This window comes from Colwellia sp. PAMC 20917 (assembly GCF_001767295.1).
GTDB lineage: Bacteria > Pseudomonadota > Gammaproteobacteria > Enterobacterales > Alteromonadaceae > Colwellia_A.
Window position 1 is genome coordinate 2,382,292 of record NZ_CP014944.1, and the last position, 24,600, is coordinate 2,406,891.

At 40.9% G+C, this 24,600-nt stretch carries 20 protein-coding genes, 1 tRNA gene and 2 rRNA genes; 5 read left to right on the plus strand and 18 right to left on the minus strand.

Annotation, left to right across the window (positions count from 1 at the left end; genetic code table 11):
• Positions 1–31: 31 nt before the first annotated feature.
• From A3Q34_RS10230 to A3Q34_RS10240, 3 genes are all read right to left on the minus strand, one after another.
• A 23S ribosomal RNA gene (locus A3Q34_RS10230) occupies positions 32–2,920 on the minus strand.
• A 413-nt stretch (positions 2,921–3,333) separates the two neighbouring features.
• A tRNA-Ile gene (locus tag A3Q34_RS10235) sits at positions 3,334–3,410 on the minus strand.
• A 108-nt stretch (positions 3,411–3,518) separates the two neighbouring features.
• Positions 3,519–5,062 (minus strand): 16S ribosomal RNA (locus A3Q34_RS10240).
• Together the 16S and 23S rRNA genes with 1 tRNA gene alongside form the textbook arrangement of a ribosomal RNA operon.
• A gap of 809 nt (positions 5,063–5,871) precedes the next feature.
• Here A3Q34_RS10240 and A3Q34_RS10245 point away from each other — a divergent pair.
• Positions 5,872–6,414 (plus strand): gamma carbonic anhydrase family protein, encoded by a 543-nt coding sequence (locus tag A3Q34_RS10245; RefSeq protein ID WP_070375262.1) that lies wholly within the window; start codon positions 5,872–5,874, stop codon positions 6,412–6,414.
• A gap of 12 nt (positions 6,415–6,426) precedes the next feature.
• Here A3Q34_RS10245 and A3Q34_RS10250 read toward each other — a convergent pair whose 3' ends face one another.
• The 11 genes from A3Q34_RS10250 to A3Q34_RS10300 form a co-directional block, all read right to left on the minus strand.
• Positions 6,427–6,654: a hypothetical protein gene (locus tag A3Q34_RS10250; RefSeq protein ID WP_070375263.1), complete on the minus strand. Its 228-nt coding sequence runs from the start codon at positions 6,652–6,654 to the stop codon at positions 6,427–6,429.
• A gap of 2 nt (positions 6,655–6,656) precedes the next feature.
• On the minus strand, positions 6,657–7,463 hold the full coding sequence (gene aroE, locus A3Q34_RS10255) for a shikimate dehydrogenase (RefSeq protein ID WP_070375264.1): 807 nt from the start codon (positions 7,461–7,463) through the stop codon (positions 6,657–6,659).
• A 135-nt stretch (positions 7,464–7,598) separates the two neighbouring features.
• Positions 7,599–8,297, minus strand: a complete 699-nt coding sequence (locus tag A3Q34_RS10260) for an OmpW/AlkL family protein (protein ID WP_070375265.1) — start codon at positions 8,295–8,297, stop codon at positions 7,599–7,601.
• Positions 8,298–8,573: 276 nt separating this feature from the next.
• A complete protein-coding gene (gene hemF, locus A3Q34_RS10265; protein ID WP_070375266.1) occupies positions 8,574–9,485 on the minus strand; it encodes an oxygen-dependent coproporphyrinogen oxidase in 912 nt (303 codons plus the stop codon).
• Positions 9,482–10,030 carry a Sua5/YciO/YrdC/YwlC family protein gene (locus A3Q34_RS10270; RefSeq protein ID WP_157470944.1) on the minus strand — a complete coding sequence of 183 codons (549 nt, stop codon included), beginning with the start codon at positions 10,028–10,030 and terminating at the stop codon, positions 9,482–9,484. Before A3Q34_RS10270 ends, hemF begins: the two co-directional genes overlap by 4 nt.
• 119 nt (positions 10,031–10,149) lie before the next feature.
• The gene (locus A3Q34_RS10275; protein WP_070375267.1) at positions 10,150–11,775 is read right to left on the minus strand and encodes an acyl-CoA synthetase; all 1,626 of its coding nucleotides are present in this window, start codon (positions 11,773–11,775) and stop codon (positions 10,150–10,152) included.
• Positions 11,776–12,029: 254 nt separating this feature from the next.
• Positions 12,030–12,533, minus strand: a complete 504-nt coding sequence (gene purE / locus A3Q34_RS10280) for a 5-(carboxyamino)imidazole ribonucleotide mutase (RefSeq protein WP_070375268.1) — start codon at positions 12,531–12,533, stop codon at positions 12,030–12,032.
• Positions 12,534–12,571: 38 nt separating this feature from the next.
• The gene (locus A3Q34_RS10285) at positions 12,572–13,147 is read right to left on the minus strand and encodes a DNA topoisomerase family protein (protein ID WP_070375269.1); all 576 of its coding nucleotides are present in this window, start codon (positions 13,145–13,147) and stop codon (positions 12,572–12,574) included.
• 75 nt (positions 13,148–13,222) lie between these two features.
• Positions 13,223–13,696, minus strand: coding sequence for a DUF494 family protein (locus tag A3Q34_RS10290; RefSeq protein ID WP_070375270.1), 474 nt, complete (start codon positions 13,694–13,696; stop codon positions 13,223–13,225).
• A gap of 9 nt (positions 13,697–13,705) precedes the next feature.
• Positions 13,706–14,863 carry a DNA-processing protein DprA gene (dprA, locus tag A3Q34_RS10295; protein ID WP_231907337.1) on the minus strand — a complete coding sequence of 386 codons (1,158 nt, stop codon included), beginning with the start codon at positions 14,861–14,863 and terminating at the stop codon, positions 13,706–13,708.
• Positions 14,864–14,920: 57 nt separating this feature from the next.
• Positions 14,921–16,018 (minus strand): LysM peptidoglycan-binding domain-containing protein, encoded by a 1,098-nt coding sequence (locus A3Q34_RS10300; protein ID WP_070375271.1) that lies wholly within the window; start codon positions 16,016–16,018, stop codon positions 14,921–14,923.
• A 124-nt stretch (positions 16,019–16,142) separates the two neighbouring features.
• Here A3Q34_RS10300 and def point away from each other — a divergent pair, with 124 nt between their 5' ends.
• From def to trkA, 4 genes are read left to right on the plus strand one after another with little or no spacing between them, the layout of a single operon-like run.
• Positions 16,143–16,652 carry a peptide deformylase gene (def, locus tag A3Q34_RS10305; protein WP_070375272.1) on the plus strand — a complete coding sequence of 170 codons (510 nt, stop codon included), beginning with the start codon at positions 16,143–16,145 and terminating at the stop codon, positions 16,650–16,652.
• 35 nt (positions 16,653–16,687) lie between these two features.
• Complete coding sequence (fmt, locus tag A3Q34_RS10310) at positions 16,688–17,680, plus strand: methionyl-tRNA formyltransferase (RefSeq protein WP_070375273.1); 993 nt, start codon at positions 16,688–16,690, stop codon at positions 17,678–17,680.
• A complete protein-coding gene (gene rsmB, locus A3Q34_RS10315; protein WP_070375274.1) occupies positions 17,680–18,981 on the plus strand; it encodes a 16S rRNA (cytosine(967)-C(5))-methyltransferase RsmB in 1,302 nt (433 codons plus the stop codon). The genes fmt and rsmB overlap by 1 nt, the downstream gene beginning before the upstream one ends.
• A 54-nt stretch (positions 18,982–19,035) precedes the next feature.
• On the plus strand, positions 19,036–20,415 hold the full coding sequence (gene trkA, locus A3Q34_RS10320; protein WP_070375275.1) for a Trk system potassium transporter TrkA: 1,380 nt from the start codon (positions 19,036–19,038) through the stop codon (positions 20,413–20,415).
• A gap of 82 nt (positions 20,416–20,497) precedes the next feature.
• Here the strand turns inward: trkA and A3Q34_RS10325 are convergent, their stop codons facing one another.
• From A3Q34_RS10325 to pepQ, 4 genes are all read right to left on the minus strand, one after another.
• Positions 20,498–21,949 carry a TrkH family potassium uptake protein gene (locus A3Q34_RS10325; protein WP_070375276.1) on the minus strand — a complete coding sequence of 484 codons (1,452 nt, stop codon included), beginning with the start codon at positions 21,947–21,949 and terminating at the stop codon, positions 20,498–20,500.
• 107 nt (positions 21,950–22,056) lie between these two features.
• Positions 22,057–22,416 (minus strand): 5-carboxymethyl-2-hydroxymuconate Delta-isomerase, encoded by a 360-nt coding sequence (locus A3Q34_RS10330; protein ID WP_070375277.1) that lies wholly within the window; start codon positions 22,414–22,416, stop codon positions 22,057–22,059.
• Between the two features lie 174 nt (positions 22,417–22,590).
• Positions 22,591–23,217, minus strand: coding sequence for a YigZ family protein (locus A3Q34_RS10335; RefSeq protein WP_070375278.1), 627 nt, complete (start codon positions 23,215–23,217; stop codon positions 22,591–22,593).
• A gap of 32 nt (positions 23,218–23,249) precedes the next feature.
• Positions 23,250–24,569, minus strand: a complete 1,320-nt coding sequence (gene pepQ / locus A3Q34_RS10340; protein WP_070375279.1) for a Xaa-Pro dipeptidase — start codon at positions 24,567–24,569, stop codon at positions 23,250–23,252.
• Positions 24,570–24,600 lie beyond the last annotated feature (31 nt).

The following is a 24,600-nucleotide window of genomic DNA, read 5'->3' on the forward strand; positions in this document are numbered from 1 at the left end:
ACACTTCGCAGTAAAACTACTTGGGTGTTGTATGGTTAAGCCTCACGGGCAATTAGTATCAGTTAGCTCAAGACCTCGCAGTCCTTACACACCTGACCTATCAACGTTGTAGTCTCCAACGACCCTTTAGGGAGCTTAAAGCTCCAGTGAGAACTCATCTCAAAGCCTGCTTCCCGCTTAGATGCTTTCAGCGGTTATCAGTTCCGAACGTAGCTACCGGGCAATGCTATTGGCATAACAACCCGAACACCAGCGGTTCGTCCACTCCGGTCCTCTCGTACTAGGAGCAGCCCTCTTCAATTCTCAAACGCCCACGGCAGATAGGGACCGAACTGTCTCACGACGTTCTAAACCCAGCTCGCGTACCACTTTAAATGGCGAACAGCCATACCCTTGGGACCGACTTCAGCCCCAGGATGTGATGAGCCGACATCGAGGTGCCAAACACCGCCGTCGATATGAACTCTTGGGCGGTATCAGCCTGTTATCCCCGGAGTACCTTTTATCCGTTGAGCGATGGCCCTTCCATACAGAACCACCGGATCACTATGACCTACTTTCGTACCTGCTCGACGTGTCTGTCTCGCAGTTAAGCTGGCTTATGCCATTGCACTAACCGTATGATGTCCGACCATACTTAGCCAACCTTCGTGCTCCTCCGTTACTCTTTGGGAGGAGACCGCCCCAGTCAAACTACCCACCAGACAGTGTCCCCAAGCCCGATAAGGGCCCTAGGTTAGAACATCACGCATACAAGGGTGGTATTTCAAGGTAGACTCCACTTCATCTGGCGACAAAGTTTCATAGTCTCCCACCTATCCTACACATGTAGGAGCAATGTTCACTGTCAAGCTATAGTAAAGGTTCACGGGGTCTTTCCGTCTAGCCGCGGGTATACGGCATCTTAACCGCAAATTCAATTTCACTGAGTCTCGGGTGGAGACAGTGTGGCCATGATTACGCCATTCGTGCAGGTCGGAACTTACCCGACAAGGAATTTCGCTACCTTAGGACCGTTATAGTTACGGCCGCCGTTTACCGGGGCTTCGATCATCAGCTTCGCTTGCGCTAACCGAATCAATTAACCTTCCGGCACCGGGCAGGCGTCACACCGTATACGTCATCTTTCGATTTTGCACAGTGCTGTGTTTTTAATAAACAGTTCCAGCCACCTGGTTACTTCGACTACTCTTAGCTTACACCGCAAGGGTTTAACCGAGAGTAGCGTACCTTCTCCCGAAGTTACGGTACTATTTTGCCTAGTTCCTTCACCCGAGTTCTCTCAAGCGCCTTAGTATTCTCTACCTAACCACCTGTGTCGGTTTGGGGTACGGTTCCTATATATCTGAAGCTTAGAAGCTTTTCCTGGAAGCATGGCATCAACAGCTTCAACTCCGTAGAGTCTCGTCTCGTATCTCAGTGTTGAATGAAACCCGGATTTACCTAAGTAACCACCTACGTACTTTCACACGGACTACCAACGCCGTGCCTGTTTAGCCTACTCCGTCCCTCCTTCGCAATATATAGAAGTACAGAAATATTAATCTGTTTCCCATCGACTACGCGTTTCCGCCTCGCCTTAGGGGCCGACTTACCCTGCCCTGATTAACATGGGACAGGAAACCTTGGTCTTTCGGCGGGGGAGTTTTTCACTCCCCTTATCGTTACTCATGTCAGCATTCGCACTTCTGATACCTCCAGCAAGCTTTACAACTCACCTTCAACGGCTTACAGAACGCTCCCCTACCACTCATAGTAAACTATGAATCCGCAGCTTCGGTGACTAGTTTAGCCCCGTTACATCTTCCGCGCAGACCGACTCGACTAGTGAGCTATTACGCTTTCTTTAAAGGATGGCTGCTTCTAAGCCAACCTCCTAGCTGTCTATGCCTTTCCACATCGTTTCCCACTTAACTAGTACTTTGGGACCTTAGCTGGCGGTCTGGGTTGTTTCCCTCTTCACAACGGACGTTAGCACCCGCAGTGTGTCTCCCGCATATCACTCATTGGTATTCGGAGTTTGCAAAGGGTTGGTAAGTCGGGATGACCCCCTAGCCTTAACAGTGCTCTACCCCCAATGGTGTTCGTGCGAGGCTCTACCTAAATAGATTTCGGGGAGAACCAGCTATCTCCCGGCTTGATTAGCCTTTCACTCCGACCCACAAGTCATCACCGCATTTTTCAACATACGTGTGTTCGGTCCTCCAGTTGATGTTACTCAACCTTCAACCTGCCCATGGGTAGATCGCCGGGTTTCGGGTCTATACCCTGCAACTAAACGCGCAGTTAACACTCGCTTTCGCTACGGCTCCCCTAATCGGTTAACCTTGCTACAGAATATAAGTCGCTGACCCATTATACAAAAGGTACGCAGTCACCGGACTAAATCCGGCTTCCACTGCTTGTACGTATGCGGTTTCAGGTTCTATTTCACTCCCCTCACAGGGGTTCTTTTCGCCTTTCCCTCACGGTACTGGTTCACTATCGGTCAGTTAGTAGTATTTAGCCTTGGAGGATGGTCCCCCCATATTCAGACAAAGTTTCACGTGCTCCGTCCTACTCGATTTCACTCAAAGGTTGCTTTTGTGTACGGGACTATCACCCTGTATCGTTGTACTTTCCAGTACATTCCACTAGCGCCCAATAAGCTTAAGGGCTGATTCGCGTTCGCTCGCCGCTACTAACGAAATCTCGGTTGATTTCTTTTCCTCAGGGTACTTAGATGTTTCAGTTCTCCTGGTTCGCTTCATTAAGCTATGTATTCACTTAATGATACTGACTTATGTCAGTGGGTTTCCCCATTCGGAAATCATTGGCTATAACGGTTTTTATCACCTCACCAATGCTTATCGCAGATTAACACGTCCTTCATCGCCTCTAACTGCCAAGGCATCCACCACATACGCTTAGTCACTTAACCATACAACCCTAAGTAGTCTTTCGACACGAAGTACACCGTGGAGACTAATCCACAGCAATTGTAAAGTCTGACATTTTCACGCACAAATAAATGTGTCTTGAATAAGATGTTTACTCTGAGTAAGAGCAAACAAATGTTGATTAACAGCTTTCACTATTAATCGCTTTTGTAAATATCTATGTCATATGTAAATCACAGCGCGACACCGTTCATTACGCATAAATACTTTATTTATATCAGCTTTCCAGATTGTTAAAGAACTCATTCTTAACGCGCATTCGGTTAAAAACGTGGTTTAAAAAACCAAATTAATATTCACTCACCAGATACTGAAAAACATTCAGTATGACGAAAGTAAACCTTAATTTGGTCTTTTCTTTAATGAAGAAGATTAATCAATTCAGCGAATGAATTGGTAGGTCTGGGCAGACTTGAACTGCCGACCTCACCCTTATCAGGGGTGCGCTCTAACCAGCTGAGCTACAGACCTATCTTATTAGCAAGCCCAAGGGCTTTCTTCTTCTAATTTGTTATCATGTAATTTGTGTAGACACTCGTGAAACTCAAGAGCTTCCATTAAACTGTTTTTACTTCAAGATAAGGAGGTGATCCAACCCCAGGTTCCCCTAGGGTTACCTTGTTACGACTTCACCCCAGTCATGAAACACAAAGTGGTGACCGTCCTCCCGAAGGTTAAACTAGCCACTTCTTTTGCATCCCACTCCCATGGTGTGACGGGCGGTGTGTACAAGGCCCGGGAACGTATTCACCGTAGCATTCTGATCTACGATTACTAGCGATTCCGACTTCATGGAGTCGAGTTGCAGACTCCAATCCGGACTACGACAAGCTTTGTGGGATTCGCTCCACCTCGCGGTATTGCTGCCCTCTGTACTTGCCATTGTAGCACGTGTGTAGCCCATCCCGTAAGGGCCATGATGACTTGACGTCGTCCCCACCTTCCTCCGGTTTATCACCGGCAGTCTCCTTAGAGTTCCCGCCATAACGCGCTGGCAAATAAGGATAGGGGTTGCGCTCGTTGCGGGACTTAACCCAACATTTCACAACACGAGCTGACGACAGCCATGCAGCACCTGTCTCACAGTTCCCGAAGGCACAAGTCTATCTCTAGTCTCTTCTGTGGATGTCAAGGGATGGTAAGGTTCTTCGCGTTGCATCGAATTAAACCACATGCTCCACCGCTTGTGCGGGCCCCCGTCAATTCATTTGAGTTTTAACCTTGCGGCCGTACTCCCCAGGCGGTCAACTTAATGCGTTAGCTCCGCTACCCACGGATCAAGTCCACAGACAGCTAGTTGACATCGTTTACGGCGTGGACTACCAGGGTATCTAATCCTGTTTGCTCCCCACGCTTTCGTGCCTCAGCGTCAGTATCTGTCCAGGTGGCCGCCTTCGCCACTGATGTTCCTTCCAATCTCTACGCATTTCACCGCTACACTGGAAATTCCACCACCCTCTACAGTACTCTAGTTTGCCAGTTCAAAATGCAGTTCCAAGGTTGAGCCCTGGGCTTTCACATCTTGCTTAACAAACCGCCTACGCACGCTTTACGCCCAGTAATTCCGATTAACGCTCGCACCCTCCGTATTACCGCGGCTGCTGGCACGGAGTTAGCCGGTGCTTCTTCTGTTGCTAACGTCACAGTGAGCAGCTATTAACTACCACCTTTCCTCACAACTGAAAGTGCTTTACAACCCGAAGGCCTTCTTCACACACGCGGCATGGCTGCATCAGGCTTTCGCCCATTGTGCAATATTCCCCACTGCTGCCTCCCGTAGGAGTCTGGGCCGTGTCTCAGTCCCAGTGTGGCTGATCATCCTCTCAAACCAGCTAGAGATCGTCGCCTTGGTGAGCCATTACCTCACCAACTAGCTAATCTCACTTGGGCTAATCAAATGGCAAGAGGTTCCGAAGAATCCCCCTCTTTGGTCCGTAGACGTTATGCGGTATTAGCAGTCGTTTCCAACTGTTGTCCCCCACCATATGGCATATTCCCAAGCATTACTCACCCGTCCGCCGCTCGTCAGCAAAGTAGCAAGCTACTCTCTGTTACCGCTCGACTTGCATGTGTTAAGCCTGCCGCCAGCGTTCAATCTGAGCCATGATCAAACTCTTCAATTAAAAAATCGTTTGTGATGCTTAACCTAAGTTAAGACATCTGCTCAATGAATTCTGTCGTGTTACCAGCAACTCTTAAAAGAGAAGTAGTAACTACATAAAACGTACTAATCAAATTAATGATTAATACTTAATCTGTGTGACATCATTATTAAACTGTTTTACGTCTTTCCTTGCCTCTCGTTAGAGAATTAAGAACCGACTATGTAAAATCAATATAATGTGAGTGTCCACACAAATTGCATGATAACTAATTGTTAAAGAAAAACTCATCTACTTAAAGTAAAGAGTTAGATATAAAACCCATTCGTTTATACCTTTGGAGCGTTGCTCCGTTGCTGCAGGCCTTGCCTGAAGCGAGATGCGCATCATACGCTTCTCAGTTTTGATGTCAACGTTTTATTTAATTTAATTTGAAGTTTCTTTTCGAAGATTCAAACCTTATCTATAAAACATTAAGTTAACTACTTTACCCTAAAGTGATGTAGATAACTTATCAAAACAGCTCTTTCGTGGTTCGTTTTGACTGAACCCCTTGGAACTGGAGCGCATTCTAGAGATTTCTCGCTGGGCGTCAACCCTTTTTTGTAATAAGTTTGAAATAAACGTTTGTTCGCTCAATTAACGTACAGGCCACGTTTTTATTGAGGTTTATTCGACCGAATACCACATTTATTAACCACACTTCTATTAGCTGATACCCTTTCGTTGAACTGAACATTTATATTAATACAGTTTATAACTGATATTTTTTCAACCTTTAGTCGATATTTGCTAGTATTAATGCATAAGTTCACAACCTAATTCTCATTATGAATAAAACTATATTACGTAGCTACAATAAAATTACACCAAAATTGGGCCAAAAGGTCTATGTTGATGAGTCTGCTGTACTCGTTGGAGATATATCTATGGGTGACGATGTCAGTATTTGGCCTTTGGTCGCCGCTAGAGGTGATGTTAATACTATTAGCATTGGCAATAGAACCAATATCCAAGATGGTACGGTATTGCATGTAACCCGTAAAAGCGCAGGTAATCCAACAGGCAATCCTCTCATTATAGGTGAAGATGTTACCGTTGGTCACAAGTGCATGCTACATGGTTGCACGTTAGGAGATCGTATACTTGTTGGTATGGGGGCAATCATTATGGATGGCGCGATTATTGAAAATGACGTTTTTATTGGTGCTGGTTCTTTGGTGCCTCCCCATAAAACGTTAGAGAGTGGTTACCTATATGTAGGTAACCCGGTAAAACAAGTAAGATTACTAAAAGAAAGTGAGCAAGCGTTTCTTAGTCAGTCTGCGATTAATTATGTTGAGCTTAAGAATGAGTACCTTGCTCAACAATAATTGATTAGCCCGTTATTTATAGTAAAGCTCTATTCGACTTTCAGGGAGTGGCTCATTAGCGTCGAGCCATTCTTCAACGATTTCTTCTAAATCAAATTTCAATGAATCACTCATTACATTATGCTTTGTACACTTAATAAGAATATTAATACGCTCACCAGAGAGTAAGCCACTAAAGATCCAGCCCTTTTGGTTGTCATCATAAGTTATATCATCGTTGAAGATTATTTGTTGGTTCATCTTTAACCCTCTTTTCTTAGCCTATTTAGTACCGATGCAGTTTCAGGTGAAACATTTCGCCAAGTTCTGAAACTTTCGGCGGCTTGTTCTACCAACATACCTAAACCATCAATAACATTACTTGCGCCATTGGCTTTCGCCCAAGCTAAAAATGGACTAAGTTCTTTACCATAAACCATATCGTAACAGTCGGTATTAGCAATAAGCTCTTTTGATAACGGTGGAATTTTCCCCGTTAAGCTTGCCGATGTTCCATTGATGATAAGGTCAAACTTTTCTGCTCCCAGAGCATCGAACCCTGTAGCCGTTAATTTATTGTTGTTAAACTTTTTAATCAGCTCTTCAGCTTTACTAACTGTTCTATTGGCGATAACAATTTTCTGTGGTCCTTGTGCTAATAAAGGTAAAATCACGCCTTTAGCGGCACCACCGGCACCCAATAATAAAATACGACTATTTTTTAATAATATTTTATGATTAAGGAGATCTTGCACAAGCCCTTCCCCATCGGTGTTATCGCCAAATATTTTACCACCCGCAAACGTTAAAGTATTTACCGCGCCGGCAAGTTGAGCCCGCTCGGTTAATTTATCGCATAATGCCATCGCTTGTTCTTTAAAAGGAGCGGTAATGTTGGCACCTTTAGCGCCACTATTCATAAAAGTAATGATTGTTTGTTCAAATAGCTCTAGTGCTACATATTCACTTTGGTAGTTAAGTTGCTGCTGAGTTTGCTGCGCAAAAGATTGGTGAATGATGGGCGAACGTGATTGTTTGATAGGGTTACCAAAGACGCGATATTGATCCATAGAAAGCACTGGGTAATAAATTATACTTAAGGTTATCGTAATAAAGGCATGATGAATATAAAAAAAGCAGTTACCTTTATATAAAAGATGACTGCCTTAAAAGAGTGTTGTTAAGAGTTTGTGTTATTAATAATACTAAAACTTATAACCCAACATGATTGAATAAACCATAGGGTCAATTTCTACTGACGCAGACCCTTTAATATCACCAATTTTGAAGGTGGCGTCGGCGTTAATATCAATATAACGAGCGGAAGCATTTACATGCCACTTATCATTTATTAAGTAATCGGCGCCCACTTGAAACGATAAGCCTAATGAACCATCAAGCTCTAAATCATTAAAACCCAAAGATTCAGGTGTACTTTTAAAACTTTCATCAAAAAATATGGTGTAATTTATGCCAACACCCACATAAGGTTTAATGTTAGATGTACTGTTAAAGTAATAAAGCGCACTAATTGTAGGTGGTAACTGTGTGACTTCCGCTAATGTTGCACCATCAACGTTCGCACCAAACAGTCCGGCAGAGATACGTTGTTGATCGTGAATAATGACATCATGGGCGAATGGTGTTGCAGCTAAAACTTCTATTGCCCAATTGTTATCATAGAAATAAATAAAATTTAAGCCAAGTTGAGTATTGTCATCAACAGAAAGAGATAATGGTGTGTTACCTCCTAATGCTTCAACATAAACCCCTGACTTACCGCTATCTGGGTTAACCATGGTCGCACCACCACGGAAAACAAAATCTCCGGCTTTATAGTCTTCAGCGAAGGAAGTTACAGAAAGAGAAGCTAAAACAGCTAAAGTAAGTAAACGTTTTTTCATGTGAAAAGTCCCTATTTGTTTTATGGGTATTTAATAAAACGGATTTTATAGAGACTTAAAAATAAAAACATGACCTAGCGCAATAAAATTGCGTTGTTGTAACTTTTATTTAAACATTTTACAAATAAAGGGGAGTAGAGCTAAATAACAGTGGCAAGTAAGCTTTTGGCGCTAATATAAAACAACTAATGCCTTTGACAGAAACACGAGAAGCTTTACGCTTCTCGTTCAATCAGCCTTCAAAAAATCTAGCTGAAGTATTATAAAGGATAATAACTATTGAGCTAACCAGTCTTGTGGTACTAAGTACTGAGCCAGTTCAGCTTCTTGACTTGTTGGATCGGGTTGGTAATTATATTCCCAACGAGCAAGTGGCGGCATCGACATTAATATCGATTCTGTACGCCCACCGGACTGCAAACCAAATAAGGTGCCTCGGTCAAAGACTAAGTTAAACTCAACATAACGGCCACGGCGATATAATTGAAATTGACGTTGTTGCTCAGAGAATTCAATGTGCTTTCTTTTTTCGATAATCGGAACATAAGCGTCAACAAAGCCTTGCCCGACAGCTTTAATATAATTTAGGCAAGTATCAAAATCCCATTGATTCAAATCATCAAAAAATAAACCACCAACACCACGCGTTTCATCTCGATGTTTTAAATAAAAATATTCATCACACCACTTTTTATGCTCATCATAAACATTTTCACCAAAAGGCTGACAAAGTGATTTAGCCGTTTGGTGCCAATGAACAACGTCTTCTTTTATAGGATAAAAAGGGGTTAAATCAAAACCGCCACCAAACCACCACACAGGTTCCTCGCCTTCTTTCTCAGCGATAAAAAATCGAACATTAGCGTGTGACGTGGGGATATAAGGATTTTTAGGGTGAATAACTAATGAAACACCACAAGCTCGCCATGTTCTACCCGCTAGTTCAGGTCGATGAGCACTCGCTGATGGAGGTAACTTATCACCAGAGACTTCTGAAAAGTTTACACCACCTTGTTCAATAACAGTCCCGTCGGTTAATACTCGAGTACGGCCACCGCCGCCTTCAGCGCGTATCCAGTTATCTTCAACGAACTGCCCACTACCGTCGGCGGCTTCTAATGCTGAACAAATATTGTCTTGCAGTGATTTTAAAAATTCAATGACTGTTTCTATGCTTACTTGGCTCATGCGCGAATTGTCTCTCCGGTCAATGCATCAATTATTCTTGAAGGTTGAGTATACCCTAAAGTACTACCTTTTATGATGAAATCGATTTCAGCTGACAATGTTTCTTCAACGTCTTGCCAAGTTCTTGCCGGCTCCTCCCCCGATAGGTTAGCACTGGTAGAAACAATCGGTTTATTTACCTTGTTGCACAGCGCTACTACATCAGGTTGGCTAGTCAATCGAACGGCTATGGTGGGAAATTTTCCAGTAAGTAGCCGATGAGTATTACTATTTTTTGGCAATAATTGAGTAATACCGTTAGGCCAGCGAGAAAGTATACTCAAGCGTTTATCTTGCGGTATTTTACTGTCATCAATATAAGGGAGTAATTGAGAGTAGTTAGCTGCTAGTAAAATGAGGCCCTTTTCTGGAGAGCGGTTTTTAATGCTAAGTAATTTTTCAATTGCGAGTAAATTATCTGGATCGCAACCTAGGCCAAAAACAGCTTCGGTTGGATAAGCAATAATACCACCTTGGCTGTAAGCCTCTTCGGCAGAAGTCATCATAAATAATAATGGAAAATTAAAGGATTATTTTATGATTATACGGCGTTTATCTAACAGATAAAATAAGTGTTTAATTTCAGATAAAAATAATTTTATCGCCAAAATTAAACACTTGATAGTTATGAGAGGCTTTTTACTTTTTCACGTAAAATAAATTTCTGTACTTTACCTGTCGACGTTTTTGGTAAATCACTAAACACAATTGTCTTAGGGGCTTTAAATGTAGCCATATGTTCTCGACAAAAACTGATGATATCTTGCTCTGTAGCGCTTCGGCCTCGCTTTAATGAAACAAAGGCGCATGGAGTTTCCCCCCATTTTTCATCGCTTTTCGCGACAACGGCTGCCTCTAATATGTCAGGGTGTTGATATAAAATACTTTCGACTTCTACTGAAGATATATTTTCTCCACCTGAAATAATAATATCTTTAGAACGATCTCTTATTTCAATATAACCATCAGGATGCTTAACGGCTAAATCACCAGAATGGAACCAGCCATGTTTAAATGCTTCATTAGTCGCTTTCTCATTTTTTAGATAACCTTTCATCATGCTATTACCACGAAACATAATTTCACCAACCGTTTCAGCATTACAAGGGACGGGCTGCATAGTCTCAGGGTCTAATACATCCACTTCTTCTTGTGTAGGATAGCGCACACCTTGACGCGCTTTTAACGCAGCTCTTTCATCGTCGCTTTTATCATTCCATTCATCTTTCCATTCACTTACCACACAAGGCCCATAAACTTCAGTTAAACCATAGCCTTGGGTGATATCAAACCCCATTACTTCCATCCCTTTAATAACGGATGGTGGTGGCGGAGCCCCCGCGGTCATGATATTTATGCCACGTGGTACTTTTGCCAGTAACTTTTGGTCTGCATTTAAAATCATATTTAAGACGATTGGCGCACCACAAAAATGGCTGACCTTATGTTCAATTAAACTTTCGATGATTGCGCCAACTTCTACCTGCCTTAAGCAAACTTGTGTTCCACCCACAGCAACAACAGTCCATGGAAAACACCAACCATTACAATGGAACATTGGCAGTGTCCATAGGTACACTGAGTTATTGCCTAATGGCCAGATCATGTTGTTACCCAGCGAATTTAAATAAGCGCCGCGATGTGAATAGACCACACCTTTTGGGTTACCCGTTGTCCCTGATGTGTAATTTAACGCCAGCGCTTGCCACTCATCATGAATTAAATTTCCGGTGAAATTTTCATTACCTTCGGCAAGTAAGTCTTGATACTCAACAGAACCTAAACGTTCACCGCCTTCACTCATTACATCATCGATATCAATAATCAGCGGTTGACGTGAACATAAGGTTAGTGCTTTTTTTACCACACAAGAAAAAGCCGTATCGGTTAGGAGTACATCACATTCGCCATGGTCGAAAAGAAAAGCAATACTTTCAGCATCTAAACGAATGTTTATCGAATGTAATACTGCACCCGTTAACGGCACACCATAATGGGCATCTAGAAAGGCAGGAATATTAGCCGCCATGATGGCTACTGTATTACCGGGCTTAACACCGCGTTGCATTAATGCTGAGGCTAGGCGTCTAACATTATTACGATATTCACGATAAGTGATTTTTTGTTTACCATGAATGATGGCAACGCGTTCAGGATGTACGTCGGCGGTTCGATTTAAAAAGTTAATCGGTGTTAAAGGCTGGTTATTGGCTGCAACTTTTTCTAAGCCTTGGTCATAAATATTGTTCATCGACTTTCCTCATTATATTACGGTGCTGGTAGCTATTTAGTGCTACTTAACTTCGGCACTTACTGAGGATAGTTTACGCCTATTATTGCGTTTAAAAATTATCCTTTGGTCTAATGGGGGTATTTGGGTATTCACATTCGATCGCAGTAAATATCTAGCGGAATATATATATTTTAGCTAAACAAAAATATCAGGGTAAATTTTGGACATAAAAAAACCAGCAAATCGCTGGTTTCTCGAATAACACATAAAATTTATGTTAATTTTTCTTGCATCGCTTCATCTTTTGCAAGTAAAGCAATAACATTAGCAGCGCGTTCTGCTTTTACTTTTTCTGCAATAGACGGATCAGCAACACCTAATATTTGTGCAGCTAAATAACCCGCATTTTTTGCACCAGCTTTACCAATAGCAACTGTTGCAACCGGTATTCCACCAGGCATCATAACCGTTGAAAGTAAGGCATCATGACCTTGTAATGGTCCGTTATCAATGGGAACACCAATAACTGGACGTGTGGTCATTCCTGCAACAGCACCGGCTAAATGAGCGGCTAAACCTGCAGCACATATAAAGACTTTACAGCCACGTTCTTCGGCATCTTTTACGTAAGCTTTAGCAGCATCAGGGGTTCTATGTGCTGAACGAACACGTACTTCATGTTCAATACCAAATGTTTTTAAAACGCTGATGGTTGCTTGCATAACAGGTAGGTCAGAATCTGAACCCATTAAAATTGCAACAAAAGTTGATGACATTTTGTCTCTCCAGAAGTTTAGTTAAATAATTGCGCGTATTATATCTCTTTACGCTTATAGGTGCATTTCTTTTCTGGACAGATTATGACGTTACCACTCGCCATTTTACGCTTCACTAATATCGGCCAATGGCATTGAGGGCAATTTTCAGCAACGGGTGGGTAATTAAGGACATACTTGCATTTAGGATATTGTTCACAAGAATAAAATGTTTTGCCATAGCGATTGGTACGCTCAATTAATTCGGCTTGCTTACCCTTTTTCTGGCACTGTGGGCAAGCTACGCCAACGTCTTCTTGACCACTAGTATCTTCAATATGATGGCATTGGGGATAATTGGAACAACCGATAAACATTCCATATCGCCCTTGTTTAACCGCAAGTTCATGTTGGCACTCTGGGCATTCAGTTCCAGCTAAAATTTTATCTTCGACACGTTCGTGTTCGACAACTGGACGAGTGAAATCGCAGGCAGGATAGGAAGCACAACCAAAAAACTTTCCCGACTTACTATTCTTTATAACAATTTCACTGCCACATTCTGGGCACACTTCATACGCTTTTTCTAAAGCATGTTCGTGCTGTGAAAATAAGGGTTTATCAGAATTAGGCATAATGCAATCACTAGAATATTGTTAACGTTATTATGCCACGATTAGCCAAACTTAAGCGAGTTATACGATTGACACTTAATGTAATGGGCCTTCTTGCTCATCAAAAATAAGATCTTCCATTTGCGAGTAAGCATTTTCTTTACCTGGCACGTTAAATAACACCATAAGTACCACCCACTTTAAATCATCAATCGAGAAGAACTTAGTATCTAACTCCATCACGCGGTCAATAACCATTTCTCGTGTGGTAAAATCTAGGACATTCACTTGCTCTAAAAATAAAAGAAACCCTCGACACTCGACATCAAGTAATTGCATTTCATCATCAACATAGACACGTACTGAGCGACGCCCTACTCGCGTTAAATACGGATAAGCATCGGTGTCTTGAAGTGCTGCTAGCTTTTCTAACCAACTTAGCGCTTTATATATTTCGTCTTGATGAAAACCTGCTCGGGTAAGTTCATCCGTTAATGACTCATGATCCACCATGATTTCGGCTTCACTATGTATATAGTTTTCAAAAAGATACATCAGTATATCAAACATAATTAGCCCCTATTTTACTCTTTGGTAACCCCCTGGAACCGTAGCAACCAGACCTTTAAGCTCTAACATTGTTAACCGAGTTAGTACGACATCTATCGGTAATTTACTTCGTGAAACCACCATATCTACGGGGGTGATCTCATAACCCACACTAGCTAACAATGAATCGTTAAACAAGTGTTGTTTTTGACTTTTTTCTAAGCGTTGTTCTTTCTCTTTGTTTATCGTTAAGTGTAGACCTCTTTGTGGCAGTAGATCTAATTCATCAACTATATCGGCAATATTATCGACAAGTTTAGCACCTTGTTTAATCAGCCAGTGACACCCTTTAGCTTGTGGGTTATTAATGGTACTTGGGATAGCAAACACGTCACGATTTTGTTCTATGGCGCAACGAGCGGTTACCAAAGAGCCACTTTTAATAGTGGCTTCAACCACCAGCACCCCCACACTTAAACCACTAATCAATCTATTTCGTTTGGGGAAATAACCTGGCTTAGGTGGGGTGTTTGGAGGGAACTCACTGATAATAGCACCGTCATTGTCTAGAATGTTTTTTGCTAATAATCGATGTCTTGCTGGATAGACCTGATCTAAACCGGTCGCGACAACCGCGATGGTTTTACCTCCTGCCGATAACGTCCCCTGGTGAGCGGCGCCATCTATACCTAGCGCTAAACCACTCGTGACCACTAATCCAGCATTTGCTAACTGTTGTGCAAATTTAAACGCATTCTCTCGACCATTAATACTGGCATCTCGGCTACCGACCATCGCAATTTGCATTTGGTTTAATAGGCTAATATTTCCTTGGGCAAATAAAACCAATGGCGGATCATAAATTTGCTTTAACTGTGAAGGGTAACGAGAGTCAACAAAAGGAATAATGGCACTAATACATCGTTCAGTGGCGGCAATAATTTCAGAAATTCTTTGCCAATCAGGAGATCTAATCGCCGCTATCTGTTTTTGAGTAAGGTTTAATGATGACAGTTCTTGTGAGGAATGAAAAAGTTGTTCTACTCCAAAGAGTTCAACAAGTCTTAATTTTTTATCGATAGCTAGGCGTGGTATAAGCTTAAGCGCCAGCCAAAAGTGACTCGCGCTTTTCTTTTTATACTCATCACCCTGTTGAGGGATAACAGCTAAATTATACTTTATTGTCACTGTCTTCTCCCTAAGTACAGCGGTTTTACTTGTAAATTAAGATGAATTGCCTGTTGGTTAGTTTTCCACGGGTGAAGTAATAATATCTTGTAATCGAAGCGGTTTACTTGAACGCATAACGAGCGCTAAACTCACTTGCTGATACACTTTAAAAATCATCATTTCGCCAACAACCTCTTCTGGCATTTTATAATCAGAGCTCTCAACATTTGCCATACGATTCCACCGTGAAGCATCTTTGCTATACGTTAGGCCGTTACTTGTTTCAACAACACCTGGGCTGATTCGTTTTACCGAAACAATATCTCCTTGCTCAACGGCATGTTCGGCGCCACGATTAATCATTACGACGTCGAGTTTTCCAAATTCACTTAACCCACTCATACTGTTGATAATTAGTCCACGTAACGACTTAGTCGCTGGCTTTAGACTAAAAAATGACGGGTATTGTTGGTTTTCATTGACGGGCAGAATGAAATCACCGGAACGAATTTCTTCTTTAACGCCATCGACATACAAGGTAGCAGGCACTTTATTGTCAATATCACCGGTGCGTAAGACTTTTCCGGTACCTACAACACTAATGTTGTAGCCTAAAAGTTCTTGTGTTTCAGGGTCATAAATAGGCTTTTCTTTTTGATATATACCATAACCTTTGCCTAACTCTAATTCGCCGTTTACATAGAGATTAAAGCCGTCAATACTAGAATTATAACCTTCATCACTCCCTAGTATATAAGGGAGCTTTGCAATGTCATCTTCAGATAAAATGCTACTGTAATTAATATAAGGCGCAATCACGTCCAAGGATAAACTTGAAATAGCAGATTGATCTTTTAATTTAACTCGTGCTCGGGGCGACCATTTAAGTTCAGGTTTTCCTCGCACTAACATTGGTTGCCCTTTTTCGTCAAAAACTAAACGAAGCTCGTCACCAGGATAAATTAAATGAGGATTATCAATATCAGGATTCAATCGCCACAACTTTGGCCAGAGCCAAGGCTGCTTGAGAAATATTGCTGAAATATCCCACAAAGTATCCCCCTTTTTAACAAAGTAAGATTTTGGGGCATTTTTATTTAATGTTAACTCATCAGCAGTAACCAATACTGAAAAAGACAAGCAGAGTATTAACAAAAAACTACGTATTAGCATGATAGTTCGCCTATTAAACAGATATATTAAGCTTTTAGCCTAAACCACTATTATTAATTATATTTAATAGCTAAAATTGAAACATAACACTCAATGCGATATTTCGCGAATTATTTGAATATTTATGACTATTTTAAACGTACTTAGATTTCCTGACGAACGCTTGCGCACTAAAGCGTTACCTGTAGAAGATATTAACAGTGATGTACAACAAATAATTGATGACATGTTTGAGACCATGCGAGAAGAGAACGGTGTGGGTTTAGCTGCCACCCAGGTCAATATCCATCAACGTATTGTCGTCATTAATGTTTCAGAAGACGAAGACCAGTCTTATGTCTTGATTAACCCAGAAATAATTAGCCATAGTGATACGACCGAAATCAATGAAGAAGGTTGTTTATCTGTGCCCGGTTGTTACGCAAAAGTTGACCGTTACACAGAAGTTACCGTGAAAGCGCTCGATCGTGAAGGACAAGCCTTTACCTTAAATGCAACTGAGTTACTCGCAGTTTGTATACAGCATGAATTAGATCATTTAGATGGTAAGTTATTTGTTGATTATCTATCACCATTAAAACGCCAGCGGATAAAAGCAAAACTAGAAAAAGAAGCTCGTTTAGCCAACAATTAATTATTGTTTTTATTAATATAATTCGGAATAAAACTTTGTCAAAAGCTCTTAAAATTATTTTTGCTGGCACGCCAGACTTTGCTGCACAACATCTGGCGGCGCTAATTAACTCTCATCATGAAGTGGTCGCCGTTTACTGTCCACCCGATAAACGTGCTGGACGTGGTAAAAAGCTAACCGCTTGTGCTACCAAAGAACTCGCTTTATCGCATGGTATTGTTGTTGAGCAACCAGTTAATTTTAAAGACGCTGGCGATCAAGCAAAGCTAGCCAGTTATAATGCTGATATTATGGTTGTTGTCGCTTACGGCTTATTATTGCCAATGGTTATTTTAGAAGCTCCGCGTTTAGGCTGTGTCAATGTACATGGCTCGATATTGCCAAAATGGCGTGGCGCCGCACCTATTCAACGTTCATTAGAGGCCGGTGATAAAGAAACAGGTGTGACGATTATGCAGATGGACAAAGGTTTAGATACCGGAGACATGATAGCTAAAGCAACCTGTGAAATTACTCAACAAGATACTAGCGCCACACTCTATGAAAAATTAGCCGATATCGGCCCTATTGCTTTACTAAGCACGCTTGATTTAATGGCTGAGAACAAGCATAGCGCCGAGCCTCAAGATAATAATTTAGCTAACTATGCGGCCAAACTTGATAAAGATGAAGCAGAATTAGATTGGCAATTACCCGCTGTAGAACTTCATCGTAAAGTTCGTGCTTATATGCCATGGCCAGTTGCACAATTTACCTTTACTGATGAAAAAAATATCGAACATCGTATTCGGGTTTGGCAAGCCAGCTATACTGATGAGGCTCATGGTTGCCTGCCTGGCACAATAATTTTGGCAAATAAAAACGGGGTTACTGTTGCTACAACTTCAGGTTCACTGTGCTTAGAGTCATTGCAATTACCCGGTAAAAAGCCAATGCCAGCGCGTGATATTTTAAACGGAAAAGCACTATGGTTTGCTGAAAACAGCCATATTAATAATTTAACTGCAAACAACATGAGTGAACAATAATGGCGACTAATATTAGAGCCCTAGCGGCAAGGTGTTGTTTTGCTGTTGTTGATAAAGGCAGAAGCCTTAGCGATGAGTTACCCAAAGCTCAAGCAAAAGTAGAAGGTAAAGATAAAGGACTTTTACAAGAACTTTGTTACGGCGTTTTACGGTATTTACCGGCACTTGAATATGACTTACGCCAGCTAATGGATAAGCCATTAAAAGGTAAACAACGGGTTGGCCACTTTCTTATTCTAGTGGGCATATATCAAGTAAAGCATACGCGCATTCCTGACCACGCGGCGGTAAGTGAAACAGTAGCAGCAACAAAACCTTTAAAGTGCGACTTTTTAAGAGGTTTAATTAATGGTGTCTTACGTAATGTTCAACGTAACCTAGCCAAAGACGATGCAGCAGAAATCGCAGCGAAGTTACCTGATCCAATAAAATATTCACACCCAAGCTGGTTTATCAAAAAGGTACAAAACGCTTACCCTGATCAATGGCAAGAAATTCTTAATGCTAATTTAGAGCGACCGCCGATGTGGTTAAGAGTCAATCAACGCCACCATAATGTGACTGAATATTTAGCTTTACTCGAGCAAGCAGAAATCCCTGTAGCACTCGTTGACGATAAATCATCAGCGATTAAACTCGTTGCTGCTGTAGATGTTAATAAGCTTCCTGGCTTTATTGATGGTTGGATCTCAGTTCAAGATGGTGCGGCTCAACAAGCCGCGATATTACTCGATACTCAAGCGGGTGACTTTGTACTTGATTGTTGTGCTGCCCCAGGTGGTAAAACTTGCCACATTCTAGAATTAACCCCTGACTTAGCAAAAATGACGGCCATTGATATTGAAGAAAGTCGTTTATTAAGAGTAGAAGAAAACTTATCGCGCCTTAACTTATCAGCCGAGGTCATTACTGCTGATGCTGCTTCACAAGAATGGTGGGATGGACAACTTTTCGACCGTATTTTACTCGACGCACCTTGCTCGGCTACCGGTGTAATTCGTCGCCACCCCGATATAAAATGGTTGAGAAAAGCAGAAGACATTGAAAAACTGGCAATATTGCAGCAACAAATATTAAAAAACATTTGGTCTTTACTTAAACCTGGCGGTATTTTGCTTTATGCAACCTGTAGTATTTTACCCGAAGAAAATATTCAACAGATAGAAGAGTTCTTATCTGAGAATAACAATGCTAAATTAGTACCAATAACAAATGAAAAAACCGACATAGGCTGGCAAATTTTGCCAAATGAGCAATCAATGGACGGTTTTTATTACGCTAAATTAGAAAAAAAAATATAGGCTCTGATGATCTTTCAACCTTGCCGCTTAAAGACTAAAAATGAAAGTTAACTTATGAAAATAATAATAATTGGCGCAGGGCAAGTGGGCGGAACATTAGCTGAAAATCTTGTTGGTGAGCGTAACGATATTACGCTCATTGATACCAATGCAGAAACCTTGCATGAATTACAAGATAAAATGGACTTGCAAGTTGTTATTGGTAATGGCTGTCACCCTGATGTATTAAAGCAAGCGGGTGCAGAGGATGCCGAGTTGGTTATCGCGGTAAGTAGTGATGATGCAACGAATATGCTCGCCTGCCAAATTTGTTATACTTTATTTAACACCGCAAATAAAATAGCCCGAATTCGTTCATCACAAATATTACGCTACCAAAAAGAACTCTTTCAATCAAAAAACATACCCGTAGACCATGTTATTGCTCCAGAACAATTAGTTACTCGTGATATTGCGCGTTTAATTGATTACCCTGGTGCACTACAAGTCTTAGAGTTTGCCCAAGGAAAAGTCAGTTTAGTTGCCGTAAAAGCTTATTACGGGGGGTTATTGGTTGGTCATGCCCTGTCAACTTTGCGCGAGCATATTCCTAATGTTGACACACGAGTAGCGGCTATTTATCGTAACGGAAAACCTATCCGTCCGCTGGGTACTACCGTTATTGAAGCAGATGATGAAGTGTTTTTTATTGCTGCCACTATCCATATTCGTGCGGTAATGAATGAACTGCAAAAACTTGAAGCCTCATATAAAAGAATTATGATCGCTGGCGGTGGTAATATAGGCGCCGGCTTAGCTAAAATCTTAGAAAAAAATCATCAAGTTAAACTTATTGAACGTTCACCAAAGCGTGCGGAATACTTAGCCTCTGAGCTCAATGATACCTTAGTTTTTATTGGTGACTCTTCCGACCAAGAACTGTTACTCGAAGAACATATTGATCAATTCGATGTGTTTATTGCGGTCACCAACGACGATGAAGCAAATATTATGTCATCTTTGTTAGCAAAACGCTTAGGTGTACGTAAAGCGATGGTGCTAATTCAGCGAAGTGCTTATATAGATTTAGTACATGGCAGCGATATCGATATTGCCGTATCACCGCAACACGCTACTATCTCGGCATTATTGACACATGTACGCCGTGGTAGTATTGATAACGTATATAGCTTACGTGGTGGTGCTGCAGAAGCGATTGAAATTATTGCTAAAGGTGATGAAAAATCTTCAAAAGTAGTCGGCAAAACCATCCAAGCAATAAAGTTGCCGCCGGGGACCACCATTGGCGCCATTGTTAGACAGGATGAAGTGTTGATTGCTCACTCTGACACTAAGATAATGTCAGAAGATCATGTTATTCTTTTCTTAGTCAATAAACGTTATATTTATGATGTAGAGAAACTTTTCCATGTTGATGCGCTAACATTTTATTAAGATAAAAAATGAATATCGAGACATAAAAAACCCCAGATTTATCTGGGGTTTTTCGTTTCTATTATTACACTATACCCTACATCTAAGAGCGCCAGAAACCTGGAGTAAAGAGTACTAATAAAGTAAATATTTCTAATCGCCCAAAGAGCATAGCAACAATTAATACCCATTTACTGAAATCGGTGATCTCAGCAAAATTTGCGGCTACAGCACCTAAGCCTGGACCTAAGTTATTCAGACAAGCAGCCACTGCTGTAAAAGCCGTAATGTCGTCCATACCTGTGGCAAGCAGTAACAACATACAAATAATAAATACCGCAGCATAAGCTGAGAAAAAGCCCCATATCGCTTCAACAACACGATCAGGTAAAGCTTTACGACCTAATTTTATCGTAAAAACGGCTTTAGGATGTACTAAACGGTTTAATTCTCGTAAGCCTTGTAGATATAAAAGTACCACTCGTACAACTTTCATTCCGCCACCGGTACTCCCCGCACAGCCACCAATAAAACTAGCAAAGATTAAGAGTATTGGCAGTAATGTTGGCCAATCGGCAAAGCTGGTTGTTGCAAAGCCAGCGGTGGTACTAATAGAGACTGACTGGAATAAGGCTTGGTCGAATGCTTCAAAACCATCTTCGTAAGTGCCTGTTGCTAACAGCACAATTAAACAAATGAGTGTTAAGACAAATTGGATAGCAATAAAGACTTTAAATTCTGGATCGAAAAAGTAATTTTTTAAGGAGCGACTGTGCAATACAGCAAAATGCAGTGCAAAATTTACCCCTGCGATCAGCAAGAAAAACACACAAACAAAATTTATCGCGGGGCTATTAAAATAGCCGATACTGTCGGTATGTGTAGAGTAACCCCCAATAGCAATTGTTGAGAAAGCATGACAAATGGCATCAAAAATAGACATGCCGGCTCCCCAATAACTAATCGCACAGGCAATAGTTAAAAATAAATATATATACCATAAATGTTTTGCTGTATCGGCAATGCGCGGCGTCATTTTTGAATCTTTAACCGGTCCCGGTGTTTCAGCACGGTAAAGCTGCATACCACCAATACCTAGCATAGGTAAAACGGCAACCGCTAAAACTATAATACCCATACCGCCAAGCCACTGTAATTGCTGGCGATACCAAAGTACTGCATGCGGTAAACCATCAATCTCTTTTAAGATGGTCGCCCCAGTTGTTGTTAAGCCAGAAAATGATTCAAAAAAAGCATCTGCAACAGATAAATTAGGCTTGTCTAAGAGCAAAAGCGGCACCGCAGAGAAACTCGCCAGTACTACCCAGAATAAAACGACAATTAAAAAGCCTTCACGTGCGCGCAAGTCACTTTTTTCATTTTTAAACGGATACCAAGCAAGTAAACCTGCAAATAAGCAAAACAGAAATGCAGTCAGAAAGGAGACACCACCACCATCACGGTATAATAGTGCAATTAAAGCAGGCGGTAACATGGTTACACTCAACAGAGCAACCAGTAAGCCAAGAATTCGAATGATATTTTTTATTTGCACGAGTTAATTTTTATTATTCAGTAAAGTCATCGACCACATGTTTTTTGATGATAAAGCATAAAGATAAACACTGCGACTTTAAATCACCTATTTCGTCTTTAATTTATTCAGCTGACACGTTTATTATAAGATTCACGTTCCATATCGACTATTTCGACGCTAATTGAAATTGATTTAATAGCAAAGGAATTTAGATGACTTAACACGAGTTTAGATAGCTCTTGCCTTTGTTCTAAATTGCGACCTGACAGGATTTTGCAACAAACATGAATAAACCTTTGTTGATTATTGCTAGTTTGACTTTCATTTCCCACAGTAAAATATGTAAAGGGTGTTGCTCTTACTTTAATATCAGTCGGAGAAAATAATAAAGACTCAACGGCTCCTGCAAAAACGGCAGACATAATTTCTTTCATATCTAGTTCTTGAGCCAGTTCTTGTGAATATTCGATAATACAATGTGGCATGAGGGTGTCCTTTTTTATCTGATATTATCTTATATTACGGTTCAGTAGACCTAAGGGTTAATAACCCGGCAGAAAGTGTTTGTACATAATTTATTTACTATTTAGTTCTTGAACCAGTTCTTGTGAATATTCGATAATACAATGTGGCATGAGGGTGTCCTTTTTTATCTGATATTATCTTATATTAGGGTCAGTAGACCTAAGGGTTAATAACCCGGCAGAAAGCGTTTGTAATTGTTGCTTAACTTTTGTTAGTTGTTCTTCAGGTAACGCTATAATCAATTCTACTTGAGCGGCAAAGTCTTGTTGAATAATTTCACCCTTAGCTTGTTCAACAAAATACAAGACATCGTTTATCTGTCCGTAATCGCACGTTAATTGCTTTTCTACCATAGGAACTTTTGTACTTGTTTCTACTAACAATAATGCTTGACGAACACTGCCACCATAAGCCCGTTGTAACCCACCCGTACCGAGCTTAGTACCGCCAAAATAACGAACAACTATTGCACATAACTCACCAACATCACCTCCTTGTAAAACAGCTAACATCGGTCGTCCTGCTGTACCCGAAGGTTCACCATCATCAGAAGAGCCATACCCTTGGCTATCATCTGGTTTTCCTGTGAGAAATGCATAGCAATGATGGCTTGCTTGAGGATGTAATTTTCGACAGTTAATTAATTGTTCTTTAGCATCTTCGTGGCTTGTACATGGGGAAATAAAACAAATAAAACGACTACGGCTAACGATTGTTTCATCAACAATACTGTTAGCCGCTACTTTGTAAGGTTTGTTCATAAAATATAAAGTCGTGAATATAGTCTTAAGGGTTATTTCAACTCTAATTCACGGGTCATATTTTCATTATGCAATTGATGAACAATAATATTATCTTCAATACGAATGCCACCAAATGGACGCATAGCCTCTATTTTTTCCCAATTTATCATTTTGCCATTTTTTGAAGCTTTAAGATCGGCCAATAATGATTCAATAAAATATAAGCCTGGTTCAATGGTAAACACCTGATTACTTTCAATAATACGTGAAGTACGTAAAAAGGGATGTTGTTCTGGTGTATTAGCATGAGTACCGCGTTCATCGGCCATAAAGCCGCCAACATCATGAGTTTGTAAGCCTAAATGATGACCTAAACCATGCGGAAAGAAGGTTGAAATAATACCCGTTTCAACTGCTGTATCAACATCAACATTAATAAAGCCGAATTCATGTAAGACATTACCAATATCACGATAGGTTTCAATATGTAAATCTACATAGCTTTTCCCGGGTTTTAAGCCATCAACAGCATTGAGCATCAATTTGTTCATGCGGGCAATCAATTCAGCAAACTTATCTCGTTTAAATGAATAAGTACGTGTTATATCAGAGGCATAACCATTAAAGCTTGCGCCTGCATCAATTAAAAATGAACGATGTGCTTGCGGTACACCACGGTCTAAAGCGGTGTAATGTAAAATTGAGGTATTCGTGTTCAGTGCAACAATATTGCCATAAGGTGTTTCGTCACCGGTATGATTGGTTGCTTTTAAATAGGCTTGCTGAATATCAAACTCTGACGAGCCTTGCAAGAAAGCGCTTTTTGCCGCTTTATGACCAGTAACAGCAATCGCGTTCGACTTACGTAAACACTCTTGTTCATATTGCGTTTTATAAGCGCGATGATAATGTATGTAATTGAGTAAAGGCTCAGGGTTTATATTTTTAAATCCTAGCGCTTTTGCTACTTCGATATGTTCGCCTATGTAGGCAAAATCGGTTTTATCATAGGGTAGCAATTTCTCAACATCAGTCGCTTTGGTCAGCACTTTAACATCAAAAAAATCATTCCAATAGTCATTAGCTAAAGGTGTGATTTTATGCCAAAAATCAACAGGTTGGTAATAGATAAGTGTTGGTTTATCTTCACCATTAATAATCAACCAGCAATTGGGAATATTCACTAATGGTAACCAAGCTTTAAAATGAGGATTTACTTTAAAGGGGTAACCATAATCATCGAGAAATACTTTAATTTCTTGACCAGAATGAATCACTAAACCTTGTAGATTCTCACGTTTTAAAACAGACTTCGACCGTTGCTGAAGTTCGCTAATATGGGCTGGGTAAAGTGTTGCTAATTTGATCATTGATCGCGCCTCTGAAAATTTTCCAATATCA